Source organism: Paenibacillus sp. FW126-R14, from assembly GCF_058789495.1.
On record NZ_JBYTBS010000102.1, the window covers coordinates 1 to 12,458 of the forward strand.

General features: G+C 47.2%; 13 protein-coding genes and 3 tRNA genes. 2 read left to right on the forward strand and 14 right to left on the reverse strand.

From position 1 onward, the window contains the following. On the forward strand, positions 1–141 hold a 141-nt coding region (locus AC3WRW_RS31985; protein WP_492550275.1), incomplete at its 5' end, for an IS3 family transposase. A 150-nt stretch (positions 142–291) separates the two neighbouring features. Here AC3WRW_RS31985 and tatA read toward each other — a convergent pair. The 4 genes from tatA to AC3WRW_RS32005 form a co-directional block, all read right to left on the reverse strand. Then, the gene (gene tatA, locus AC3WRW_RS31990) at positions 292–489 is read right to left on the reverse strand and encodes a twin-arginine translocase TatA/TatE family subunit (RefSeq protein ID WP_492550264.1); all 198 of its coding nucleotides are present in this window, start codon (positions 487–489) and stop codon (positions 292–294) included. A gap of 105 nt (positions 490–594) precedes the next feature. Beyond that, complete coding sequence (gene tatC / locus AC3WRW_RS31995) at positions 595–1,326, reverse strand: twin-arginine translocase subunit TatC (protein ID WP_492550265.1); 732 nt, start codon at positions 1,324–1,326, stop codon at positions 595–597. Positions 1,327–1,365: 39 nt separating this feature from the next. Beyond that, positions 1,366–3,087: a GMC family oxidoreductase gene (locus AC3WRW_RS32000; RefSeq protein ID WP_492550266.1), complete on the reverse strand. Its 1,722-nt coding sequence runs from the start codon at positions 3,085–3,087 to the stop codon at positions 1,366–1,368. A gap of 33 nt (positions 3,088–3,120) precedes the next feature. Continuing rightward, positions 3,121–3,894, reverse strand: a complete 774-nt coding sequence (locus AC3WRW_RS32005) for a gluconate 2-dehydrogenase subunit 3 family protein (protein WP_492550267.1) — start codon at positions 3,892–3,894, stop codon at positions 3,121–3,123. Positions 3,895–4,095: 201 nt separating this feature from the next. On the opposite strand from AC3WRW_RS32005, the gene AC3WRW_RS32010 reads away from it, so the two are divergent. Beyond that, positions 4,096–4,461, forward strand: a complete 366-nt coding sequence (locus tag AC3WRW_RS32010) for a c-type cytochrome (RefSeq protein ID WP_492550268.1) — start codon at positions 4,096–4,098, stop codon at positions 4,459–4,461. Positions 4,462–4,505: 44 nt separating this feature from the next. On the opposite strand, the gene AC3WRW_RS32015 is transcribed toward AC3WRW_RS32010, so the two are convergent. The 10 genes from AC3WRW_RS32015 to AC3WRW_RS32060 form a co-directional block, all read right to left on the reverse strand. Continuing rightward, positions 4,506–6,212 (reverse strand): adenine deaminase C-terminal domain-containing protein, encoded by a 1,707-nt coding sequence (locus AC3WRW_RS32015; protein ID WP_492550269.1) that lies wholly within the window; start codon positions 6,210–6,212, stop codon positions 4,506–4,508. A gap of 21 nt (positions 6,213–6,233) precedes the next feature. Next, the gene (locus tag AC3WRW_RS32020; RefSeq protein WP_492550270.1) at positions 6,234–7,295 is read right to left on the reverse strand and encodes an ABC transporter ATP-binding protein; all 1,062 of its coding nucleotides are present in this window, start codon (positions 7,293–7,295) and stop codon (positions 6,234–6,236) included. Between the two features lie 15 nt (positions 7,296–7,310). Then, positions 7,311–8,099: an ABC transporter permease gene (locus AC3WRW_RS32025; RefSeq protein ID WP_492550271.1), complete on the reverse strand. Its 789-nt coding sequence runs from the start codon at positions 8,097–8,099 to the stop codon at positions 7,311–7,313. A 4-nt stretch (positions 8,100–8,103) separates the two neighbouring features. Next, positions 8,104–8,925, reverse strand: coding sequence for an ABC transporter permease (locus AC3WRW_RS32030; RefSeq protein ID WP_492550272.1), 822 nt, complete (start codon positions 8,923–8,925; stop codon positions 8,104–8,106). Between the two features lie 27 nt (positions 8,926–8,952). Beyond that, on the reverse strand, positions 8,953–9,885 hold the full coding sequence (locus AC3WRW_RS32035; RefSeq protein WP_492550273.1) for a nucleoside hydrolase: 933 nt from the start codon (positions 9,883–9,885) through the stop codon (positions 8,953–8,955). A 73-nt stretch (positions 9,886–9,958) separates the two neighbouring features. Continuing rightward, the gene (locus AC3WRW_RS32040) at positions 9,959–11,053 is read right to left on the reverse strand and encodes an ABC transporter substrate-binding protein (protein WP_492550274.1); all 1,095 of its coding nucleotides are present in this window, start codon (positions 11,051–11,053) and stop codon (positions 9,959–9,961) included. A 258-nt stretch (positions 11,054–11,311) separates the two neighbouring features. Further along, entirely contained in the window at positions 11,312–11,662 is a 351-nt protein-coding gene (locus AC3WRW_RS32045; protein WP_167067937.1) for a DUF2294 domain-containing protein, read from the reverse strand. Between the two features lie 315 nt (positions 11,663–11,977). After that, a tRNA-Leu gene (locus AC3WRW_RS32050) sits at positions 11,978–12,059 on the reverse strand. A 15-nt stretch (positions 12,060–12,074) separates the two neighbouring features. Beyond that, positions 12,075–12,146 (reverse strand) — tRNA-Gln (locus AC3WRW_RS32055). Positions 12,147–12,163: 17 nt separating this feature from the next. Next, a tRNA-His gene (locus AC3WRW_RS32060) sits at positions 12,164–12,236 on the reverse strand. Between the last annotated feature and the right edge of the window lie 222 nt (positions 12,237–12,458).

The following is a 12,458-nucleotide window of genomic DNA, read 5'->3' on the forward strand; positions in this document are numbered from 1 at the left end:
TTCAAAACCCGCGAGCAAGCCAAGAAGGAGCTCTACACTTATATAGAGTTCGATTACAACCGTAGCCGAATCCATTCGACCTTGGGGAATAAGTCCCCTCATCGGTTCGAGCAACTCTACTATGAAAATCTTTTAGCATAAATCTATGGTAATTCCTTAACTGCGTGTCCACTTTATTGACAGAAGACCAGAAGTCGTGAAATAGCGGATTGTAGTTCCCTTCCCCTCGTCCAAAGGGCTGTTTCTAACAAAATAACGCCCTGTAGTTCCCCATCTGCTGTGATCCACGCTTTAAAACGGCTTTTTGCCCTCGTTCTCAATCAAATTCTCCCGATCGCCTTCATCAATGATATTACGCGTAGAGTTTCGGAACTCTCGCAGGGTATCCCCGAACGCTCTGCCTAACTGCGGCAGCTTGGAAGGACCGAAGACGATTAAAGCAATCGCCAGAATCAGGATTAAACCTGACACACCAATATTGTTAAACATGAGTATTCTCCTTTTATACAAACTTATGTTATTAATCTTAGTTATTAATCTTAGCTATTCATCTCAGTTATTGATCTTAGGCTCTCCATCTCAGCCCTTCTCATCCTACCCATTGCTCGGACTGCTCTGCCTCATCGCCCGCCACTGCCAGTTGGCTGCCAAAGCGCTTATTTCAAACAGCAGCAGCAAAGGAACCGTAACCGATAGATGCGAAACCATATCCGGTGGCGAAATGCATGATCCCGTAATCGTTAATGCGATGTAGGCGTACTTCCTGGACATTTTCAGCCGCTCCGGGGTAAGCAAGCCGATTTTGGTCAAAAACAGAAGAATCACAGGCAGCTCAAACGCAATCGCCATCGGAAATACAATTTGAAAGAGAAACCCGAAGTACCGGTCAATCCCATAGGTCTCCACTGCGCCGATTGTTTGATTCATCCGCATCATGAAGCGAACCATCATGGGGAACACGACCCAGTAGCTGAACGCTATCCCGATAATGAACAGAGCAAAAGCCACAGGGATGTACGGAAGGGCGCTTCTAGACTCCGCTTCTGTCAGCCCGGGCCGGACAAACGCCCACAATTGGTAGAGCAGCACCGGCACTGTGAACAACAAAGCAAAGAGGAAAGCGCACTTCATATAGATCATCAGCCCATCCGTAAACGAAAACACATTCCACTTAATTTCACCGATCATAGGCTGCGATTTCAAATACAGCAAGATATCACTTGAAACATACAGCCCGGCGCAAAGCACAACCACAAACCAAGCGAAAACAATAATCAACCGCTTGCGAACTTCGGTTAGATGCATAATCAAATCTTCCTGCCCCATGCCTTCCCTCCCATCTATAGGGTTATGCCCGCGGCTGAATTAAACGACCATACCGCCTTGTTTCAAATATTTCGCGATCCCTTCAACGGCTCTATAGGCTAGCGCTCCAACCGTACCTGTCGGATTGTAGCCACTGTTATGAGCGAAAGCCGACGCTCCGACGACGAACACATTTTCGGCATCCCACATTTGTAAATAGGAATTTACAGCAGAGGTGGAAGGGTCCGCGCCCATAATAACGCCGCCGGTATTATGCGTCGATTGATATGGCACGATGTTGTAAGGCCCCAGCTGGTCGGACGAGCCAATCGTGGTAGGATTCATCTCCTTCATAATCTCAGCCGCCTTCCCGCTCACGAATTTGATCATCTGCCGGTCCTGCTCCTCGAAATCAAACGTAATCCGCGGCAATGGGAGTCCATATGCATCTTTGTAAGTGGGATCCAGGTCTACATAATGATGCTTCCACGGTAAGCTTGAGCCTTGAGGGGATACGGCCAAAACACTGTTCGCGTATTTAAGCGATTTCTGCTTAAAATCTTTTCCCCATGCTGGCGTGCCTTTAGGTACCGAGTTGGTGGCAATCGGTCTTTGTCCGGTTTGCGAGATCCGAATTCCAGCTCCGTGAAGGAAATTGAGATTGCTATGGTCGAAATTGTCACCGTTAAAATCAGGAATCTCCATCCCCAGCGATCCGGCACCGGCAAACAAATTGAACTCTTTGTCATCAAAAAAGCCGGTCGCAGAGCCTCCGTTCGTTTGATAACAGTAGTTTTTGCCGATTACGCCTTTTCCCGAAGCCGGGTCATAAGGTTTACCCAATTTGGAGGTGAGCAGAAGCTTAATGTTGTTGAACACATAGCTGGCCATAATCACAACATCGGCAGGCTGCTCAAATTGCTCGCCCGTAACCGTGTTGACATACACCACTCCGCTGGCCTTTTTGCCGTCATTTAACACTTGAATGACATTGGAGTATGACCGCAGTTCGAAATTGCCCGACTTCTCAGCGACTGGGAGCACCGTAACCACAGCATCGGCCTTCGCTCCATACTCACAGCCGAAACGTTCGCAGTATCCGCAATACTGGCAAGCCGCTCTCGTTATGCCGTCCGGGTTCGTATACTGCTCCGACAAATTCGCCGATGGCATCATATAGGGGTGATAGCCTAGTTTTTTCGTGGCATCTTCAAAAAGCTTCAAAATCGGCGTTTTCACCATAGCCTTCGTCGGGAAAGGATTCGACCGCTTGCCGACCATCGGATTCTGATCCGGATCACCCGAGATGCCGGCCAGCTTTTCAAACTTGTCGAAATAGGGCTCCAATTGATCGTAGGTAATGCCCCAATCCTGGATGGTCATGCCATCCGGGATTTTCTGCTTCCCGTACCGCTCGACCGTTTTACTATAGATTTCAAAATCGTAAGGAAGGAACCGGTACGTTTGTCCGTTCCAGTGAATGCTCGCTCCGCCAAGCCCCTCGCCAAGCAGGAATGAGCCGTACTCCCGCATCGGCACAGCCGCTACTTTATCCGTATTGCGGAACGTTACGGTTTCCTTGGAAAGATCCTGCATCAGATCGTATCTGGATGCATAGCGCAGCTCGTCGTGTACCATATAGTAGTCCTGGGTGCTCCTTGGTTTCCCGCGCTCCAACCCAACCACCTTTACTCCTTGCTTCGTCAGCTCAGCGGCAATGATGCCCCCTACCCATCCCATGCCAACAATTACTACCGGAACTTTCGGCATTTTAGTAGCCATACGCTTTATTCCTTTCCCTCATTGGATTTCATCTTAATGAACAAAATGATCATGCAAGCTACGCGGTTCCATAGCAGCGAATTGATCCTTGTCGATGATCGTTGCATAACTCATCTGGTTGCCCGGATACTTCCGCATTTTCCAACCCTGCATATCCTTGTTCCCCCCGTAGAGCGGGTCCGCATATACGCCTTCCATCACGAGTACGCGGAATTGATTGAAGAAGGTTTTGCCCGTAACGCCATTTACAACGTTAATTTCGCCTTTCTCCATGGAGGTAAGGATGGCATCCTGCTCCTCAGGTGCTAGTTCAACGAAGGATTTCGTGTACTTCGCCTTGCTCGCATCCTCCATGCTCTGCAATCCCATCGTAATCAACTCGTGGCGCTCAATACTTAAGTAATCCCCCTGTGTAGCTTCACCTTTAACAAAAGGACCCGTCCGATACGTGCGGGCATTCACTCCCCAAGGACTTGCCAACTGATGGTCAATGTAAAAAGCAACCCCCAGCTCACTAGCCCCCGGACCTTTATCATCTTTTGGAAAAATACGCTCAGCAGCAGCTTCCGTAATCTGCAGCTGCGCCTGATTGAAAAACATCGGGGCTCTGTTATAGTCCATTCCTGCTTGCGCTTGCGGCGATGCGGACGGCGAAGGGCTTGGCGTTGTCTGCTTTTTCGTAAATCCGCCAGAGATTGCGCTGCCGATCACTCCTCCTACAACCGCTCCGCCAATGGCAGTTCCGGTATACTTCAAAAAACTGCGTCGCGACGGGTCAGGGGAATTTCCTACATTTTTCTCAGCCATATTGATGCCTCCTTGGATTTTTATGAACAATAGGTTAGTAATGGTAGTTATGGATATCATGAGCCTCTGCTATTTTTCTTATTCATTTCTTGTATGAAAATTGGAAATACGGGCAATGTAAAGTTACAGACATTACGCATAATTTACGTGCTGCCAATGGCTGTCTTGCTCTTGAACCAACTCATATGAGGAGAAGTCCACATGAAGAAAACCTTATTAGTTCTTACTCTGCTGCTAGCGGGCTCTTTAGCTGCATGCGGCAAGAGCACTACCCCTCAGGCAAGTCCGTCCGCATCAACAAGCCCGACAGCGACTCAAAGCTCAGGGGGAACAAGTACAACAAAAGTCGATGCACAAGCTGTGTTCAAAGCCAATTGTGTAAGCTGTCATGGCGTCAACCTGGAAGGTGCCGTAGGACCTAATCTACAAAAAGTAGGCGGCAAACTGTCCAAAGATCAAGTTTCTACAACCATTACGAACGGAAAAGGGGCCATGCCTAGTTTCAAAGGCAAGCTTTCAGACGATGAAGTTTCTTCCCTCGCTACTTGGCTTGCCGACAAGAAATAGACGCAAAAAAATCCCGCCTCCGGATGGAGTGCGGGATTTTTATATTAGATGATTAGCGGTACCACTTTACCGCTATTCACGTCAATTAAACCATGGTCTGTAATTTTCAAAGCAGGACTAACAGGTAAAGAATGCGTACTAATAGACATGATAGGATTATAATGGCAGTAGCCTAACGACTCCATTGCTTTACGCAGCTGTTCTACTTCCTTGGCTACTTGCTCGAGGGGAGCTTCCGTTAAAATCCCCCCGACAGGCAGCCTAAGCGAAGCAATAACCTTGCCATCTTCTACGACGCTAAAGCCCCCTTGATTGTGAATCACTTCATTAGCCGCGATTACCATGTCCAGCGGATTGCGACCGACAACAAGCAGGTTATGATTGTCGTGAGAATACGTCGTCGCTATCGCTCCTCGCTTAATCGTATCGCCGTCAATTAAACCATAAGCACGATTTCCGTTTTTGCCATAGCGTTCGAAAGTAGCAATAAGCCCCTTGCCGCTTTCCTGCCACATGAGCTCCCCGGAACGAACTTGAACCTCAGCCCGATGCTCCTCCGTAAATGTAGAACCGTTCTTCACCATCATCACACGGCAGTCATAACGGCCATCCATGATTTCTGTTTTGACGGTGAAATCTGCTTCCGTTAACGTCTGCATCTGGACGCTTTGATAGTAATGCGCCGGAAAAGCAGGTGGTTTTGTAACAGGGGTATACTCCTCTTGAGCGTCATAAACTTTGCGTCCATGCTTGAACACTTGGTCGATCGTCAGTTCTTCCAGGTTGGAAATTAGCTGAAAATCACCGATTTTGCCCGGAGCGATAACGCCGCGATCATACATCCGCATTCTTTTGGCCGGAGAAAGCGTACTGGCATAAATCGCATGCTCAGGCTTCATGCCCATCCCGATGGCTTTGCGCACAATGTGATTCAAGTGACCTCGCCGCTCGAAGGAGTCAGCCATCACATCATCGGTCACAAAGCAAAAGTGCTCAGATACTTCTTGCTCCACCAAATACGCCATCACTTCAGGCGTCATGGATTTTTCCTGAATTTCAATAAACATGCCTGCAGCGATCCGGGCTTCCATGCCCTCAATCGTCTGATGCGTGTGATCGGAGTCCACCCCGCTGTATATCATCCTGTGCAAATCCAAATCCAGCAGTTTCGGTACATGCCCCTCAATAATAAGATGAGGATAGTTCGTGCGGATATGATGGAGGATGCGATTCGTTTTGCAATCGGGATCCGTGATGACGTCGACATAGTTCATGATTTCGCCTAAGCAAATAATCCGTTCCGTTCGCAGCAGCTCGTCCAAGTCTTCGATTTCAATCGAACCGCCGGTCGTTTCCATCGATGTGGCAGGAACCGAGCTGGGAATGGCATAGAACATGTCCGCCACACAATGCCGGCTTGCTTGAATGAATTCCTTTACCCCGCCCAGCCCGAAAACATTGGCGATTTCATGAGGCTCCGGAACGATCGTCGTAACACCATTGCGAATGAGGCCGAAGGAGAACGTTTCCGGCGTGACCATCGTGCTTTCAATGTGCAGATGGATATCGATGAGGCCGGGAATCATGTAACGCCCTTTTCCGTCCAAACGCTCTGCAGCTGCAAAGCTTTCCGCACCTTTATTTCCGATATATAGAAACTTGCCATCTAGAATGGCCGCGTTGCCTTCAATGAATGTTTTAAAATAGCTATTATAAATCCGTACATTTTCGATCAATAAATCAACCTGCATCTGCCTTTACCTCCAAGTCCGCTACTCTACTAAAACTAATTTTTCGCTTGGAAAAAGAAGCCGCACCTCTTGACCGCTCGGATACGGAAATTCCATTTCTTTATTAACGGTAATGTCTCCGAGCATCGTCTCAACGACGTATTGATAGCTTCTCCCTAAGAAGGTGCTCACCTTAACGCGTCCCGTCAATCGATTCGGTCCTTCCTCGATTTCGCCCGGCATACCGATAACCACATCATCCGGACGAATAGCTCCTTGCATGCCGGACTGTTCTCCCTTGCTGGCATGTTTGGTTACGGTGAATCTCTGGTCTTTCACCTTCAGCGTGATCAGTTCGTTGTCATCCTCTCTTGTATCGAAGGGGATAAAATTCGTAAAACCAATAAACCGAGCGACAAACTCCGTTTTCGGATATTTGAAAATCGCTGCCGGGGCACCGAGCTGCTCAATAATCCCTTTGTTCATAATGGCTACCTGATCCGATATCGAGAAGCACTCTTCCTGATCATGGGAGACATAGACCGTAGTAATCCCGAGCTCCTGCTGGATACGGCGAATCTCAACGCGCATGTTGATGCGCAGATTGGCGTCCAAATTGCTTAGCGGCTCATCAAAGAGCAGCAGTTCAGGCTCAATCACGAGAGCCCGCGCAATGGCTACACGCTGTCTTTGGCCTCCTGACAGCTCTTTCGGATAACGCTTCTCGAAGCCGGACAAGCTTACCGTATCCAGAATGTTCCGGACGCGCCGGTCCAGCTCCGCCCCGCTCACCTTCCGCAGACGAAGGCCAAAGGCTACATTATCGTAAATCGATAAGTGCGGGAACAACGCATAACTCTGAAACACGAATCCGAAGTTCCGTTTGCTAACGGGAATCCGTGTGTAATCTTTACCGTTTAACGCGAATTTGCCTGCTTTAGCTTCTAAAAACCCGGCGATTAGCCGTAAAGTCGTCGTTTTCCCGCATCCGCTCGGACCGAGAAGCGATATCAAGTTTCCTTTTTCTACACTTAAATTGAAGTCCTTCAAAATATATTGCTGGTCGTAGGCAACCGAAATATTTTCCAAAGTGAGCAATGCCATGGATGAAAGCCTCCGTTATCGTTTGGTGAAGTAGGATAATCCCATCAACCGTTCAATGATGAACATAAGTACCGCGGTGAAAATCATAAGCAAAACAGAAATAGCAGCAATCGTAGGGTCAAAATGGTTCTCCACATACGTCAGCATCTGGATTGGCAGCGTACTGACTCCAGGGCCCGTCATAAAGACCGAGATATCGACATTATTAAAAGATTCCAAAAAGGCAATGAGAATGGCCGCGATAATACCGGATTTGATGTTCGGCAGGACCACTGTAAAAAAGGTTTTCAATTGGCCCGAGCCAAGACTTAATGCCGCTTCCTCAACCGCAAAATCGAAATTCGATAAGCTGGATGCAATGACGCGAATGATGAAAGGCAGCATAATCACGGTATGCCCGATCAGCAAGGCCGCATAGATCGGAAGGTGATACATCACGATTAGGTACTTCAACATCGTAAACCCAAGCACGATACCAGGAATCAACACAGGGGAAATAAAAACGGCATTAAGCGCCTCTTTCCCCTTAAACGTAAACCGGCTTAACGCATACGCCGCCGGAACGCCGAGCAGCAGAGCGAACAGATTGCCGAGCAGCGATACCATGATCGAGGTGCCCGCGGTTGTCATGAACATCTTCACATCCAAAATGTTGCGGTACCATTTCAACGAAAATCCTGTCGGCGGGAATTTCAATACACTCCCTGGCTCAAATGAAGCAAACGCAATAATGACGAGCGGCCCGAGCAAGAATACATAGACAAGGAGGGTAAAAAAGGCCAGCCCCCGATTCTTTTCCCGCATACTTCTACCCCTTCGGATTTAATTTAGTAGCCAGTTTATTCATAAGCGCAATGATGACGAATGTGATCACGATCATAATCACGGCAATAACAGAAGCAAGATACCAGTCGTTAAGCGTGATCGCATTCTGGTAGAGGAATGTGGAAATAACCCGCTGCTTGCCTCCGAGCAAAGCCGGCGTCGTATAAGCCGTTAAGCTTCCGACAAAAACAAGGATACTGCCTATGATTAATCCAGGAACGCTAAGTGGCACAATGACTTTTACAAAAGCCGTAAACCGGTTTGCTCCTAAGCTCTCCGCCGCTTTGATCAGATCCGGATCTATATTCTCAAGAACGCCGACTAATGTAATCAGAATGAGCGGCAAAAACAGATGGACGAGTCCAATCATCATGGCCGTTGGCGTGTACAAAATATCCAGCGGTTCCTTGATGAGACCGATCGCGATCAGGGCATTATTGAGCAACCCTTTTTTCCCTAAAATGATCATCCAACTGAACGACCTCACGACAGAGCTCGTCAGCAGCGGAAATATCGCTAATGCAAGTAGAATTGCCTTCTGTCTAGGACCCTGTTTGGAGATAAAATAGGCGACCGGAAAACCAAGCAATATACAGATAAGCGTGGTTACCAAGCTGACGCGCAGCGTCGTCCACACAATTTTGAGAAAGTACGGGTCCTTGAAGAAATTGAAATACCCTGCAACTGTAAATGTCCCTTTATCGAAAAAGGTCGAACCTATCGTTAGAAGGATCGGAACTACCATGAAAACCGTCAGGAACAATACGCCTGGCAGCAATAATAAAAATAAATACTTTCTTTTCATGCAGCTTTACTCCTGTTCCTAGGTTCGCTATGCACGCAGCGTGCGGATAAAAAGCTCGAGAAATTCGTCAGCCGAAACTTCAGTACAGACATGAACGTTAGCCGCTTTGGACAAACGGTTTTGAAAATCGCATACGGTTTGCCCGTCGCACAGCTCACTCTTCGTTTCTACATCAACGTAATAGTGACGGGTAGTGACCAGCTGTTTATTCAGCGCAACTCCGACAGCAAGAGGATCGTGGAGCGCGCAGGCTCTAACGCCATTGCGTTCGTAGTAACGCTGCATATATTCCGCTGTGCTCTCCTTGACATATCGGCCTATAGGCGAGTCTCCGAGTGCCTGGATATGGTCATCTGTCATAAGCGCTTTACGGGTTACGTCCAAGCCTACGAGCGTCAGGTTTGGAAAACCCGCTTGACATACAATCTTTGCCGCTTCCGGGTCGACATACATGTTAAACTCCGCCGTTGGCGTCACATTGCCGAAGCCTTGGACGACGCCTCCCATTACAATCACTTCTTTCACCTGATGAATCAGATCAGGATATTTCATAACGGCCAAGGCCAAATTCGTCAGCGGCGCCGTCATGACTAAAGTAACTTCCCCTTGATGCCGCTTCACTTGGTCCACGATGAAATCGGAGGCATGTCCCTCAAGCACCTTCGTATGAACGGGCATGTCTTTTAAAGCTCCGCCAAGCCCATCCTTACCGTGAACGCGATGCTCAAAAAAAGTTGGGCGCATCAAAGGCTTATTCGCGCCCATAACGACCGGGATCTCATGCTCCACCTGAAGCAGTTGGAGGATCTTGCATGTATTCAAAGTTGCTTGATCGAGCGATACGTTCCCATTCACTGTCGTGATGCCGAGGACATCCATTTCCCCGCTGCGTACGGCAAGCAGGATTCCCAGCGCATCGTCTATGCCCGTATCCACATCGAGGATGACCTTCTTTTTCATAAACAAACCCCCTCTAGTCCTGTTGAAGAAAACAAAGGTATACACACGAGCATATACCCTTGTAAAATTTCAATTATTGAGCAACTTCCTTGTTCCAGCGGTCGATCCAAGATTTAAGATTCTGATTGACGAATTTCATATCCATTTTGATCAATTTGTTTACGACATCGGCACCGTAAGTAATTCCCTGCGCTTCATCAGCCGATAGTTGAAGTGTGGTGTTAACAGGCGAATCCACTTTTGCTTTAGCAGATTTCTCCTGCACTTCTTTGCTCAAATGCCAGTTGATGAAATCTTCGGCCAGCTGCTTGTTTTTGCTTCCTTTGATCACGTTTACCGTATTCATGACGGCATAGGCCCCTTCTTGCGGGGAAATGAACTTCGTCTCCGGCACGGCCGCTCGCAGATCTTTCACATACATTTCCATGATAGGTCCTGCAGCAATTTCCCCTTGCGAGAACATATTTACGAATTCAGAGGTTTGTCCGTAATATTTGACGACACCTTTGTTCAGCTCTTTCACTTTTGCGAAAGCTTGATCCGCATTGAATGTCGTGTTCCCGGCTACGAGTGACGCTGCATCTAAAACCATCGGCCCTGTCGTTGACGTAATGTTAGGCAGAGTCAGCTTCTTGGAGAGCTCAGAACTCCACAGGTCGCTCCACGACTTGATCTCTTTACCCGTTGCTTTCGGATTATAGGCAATGCCAAATCGGCCAATCGTATACGCTGGACCGTAATCTTCGCCAAGCGGCGCCTTCGCGATATCGTAGATATCTTTTAAGTTCGGAATACGGCTGCGGTCGATCTTATCGAATAGTCCTGCTTCAATGCCTTGTTGTGCATAATAATCTGATAAATAGATAAGATCCACTTTTGAACTGCCTTGCTTCACTTTGTTTAAACGTTCGGAGTTATTGCCAATTTCCAAAACAATCTTAACATTATGCTCTTTCTCAAAAGGTGCGTATACTTCTTTCTTAAAGAAATCGTCTGAAAAACCCCAAGTGGAAATAACCAATTGCGTAGGTTCGCCTTTCGATGCTTCCGCAGGTGAAGTTGCTGCCGCATTCGTATTGCCCTCTTTCTCCGGCGCGGCTCCACAGCCTGTCAATGCCAGTCCTACTACAGATAAAGAAATCAAACCGCGTAGCATTCTTTGTTTCATTTTCAAACATCCTCCCAAGTTTCATATATAGGTTGAAGCGTAAATCCGTTTGTAAAATTTTTACTAGTATTCTACACGGGTTCACAAATATATGCCGAGCCCGCCCTTGCTAAGGCTAAATAAACAAAAAAGTGCCCCTGATAGAAGATATCTTCTAACAAGAGCACTTTTCATCGTAAACAATGTAAAGAGACATCAAGTGTTATACAATCGGGTAAACTCTTAAGATAGATCAAAAGAGAAACACCGTGGTCCAGACTATTTAGTTGGTTTAAGAATAATGTTCGTTATCGCCCATTGCGTCGGTGGATCATAGTCTCTTAATACGGCATCCATAGATAATCCCAGTTCTTGCTCCAGCTTTTCCCGGATTCTCTTCTTATAAATCGAGGACATGTAGAAATCGACTTCGTGTTTCAACGTAGGAGCTTCTCCCTCTAACGCCGTTGAACGGGGGGATCGACGATGCTTCGCATGAAAAGTAATGATATTCTGATCCAATGATACCTTCAGCAATGTTGTACCAAATCCGAATAACTCTTTGGAAATCTCGTTATACAGGTGACACAGCTTCTTCTTGTATTCATTAGAATCATCCGGTAAGGACATTAAATCACCTTCAAGAGGAATAATTACTCTGTATTTTTCGAGCTATCCTAATAATACATAGGATTTCTGAATTAATCAAGGTGATCGTTCGTGATTTTATATGGAAATAAACGATATAGGCTCGCAATTGTTTATAAAATCGCCTTTTTTCCGAATGTAGTTCTTCAAAAAGGATAATTTCCGGTGAATAAGGGTGTAGGCATACTCCCAGCGATGCAGAACAGCAATGCAGTCATCAATCCAGTCATGCTGTTGCGATGTCTGTATAAAACAAAAAAGACCTTACTAGGTAAGGTCTTTTTTGCAAATCTGGGATGCGGTCGGAGGGATTTGAACCCTCACGCCTTGTGAGCGCCACCCCCTCAAGATGGTGTGTCTGCCGTTCCACCACGACCGCTTAAAAGGTAATAAACTGGGGATCTAGGATTCGAACCTAGGCATGACGGAGTCAAAGTCCGTTGCCTTACCGCTTGGCTAATCCCCAATAATAAAAGGGAAAAGGGCGACCGATGGGACTTGAACCCACGAATGCTGGATCCACAAACCAGTGCGTTAACCCCTTCGCCACGATCGCCACAGTAGGGATTTATTCCCTGAAGACTAGATACGAAATTTGCGTAAAGTTGAATACTTAGGTTTTGCCCTCAGGGGTTAAATCCTTTGGGCCCCGTTATAGTACTTGAGTTCACTTCGGAGCTCTTCATCACTTTAATGGGTACAGCAGAGAGACTTTTGACTCCGTCAAAAGATCCCTATATTAGGTTAAGCCCTCGACCGATTAGTATTCGTCAGCTGC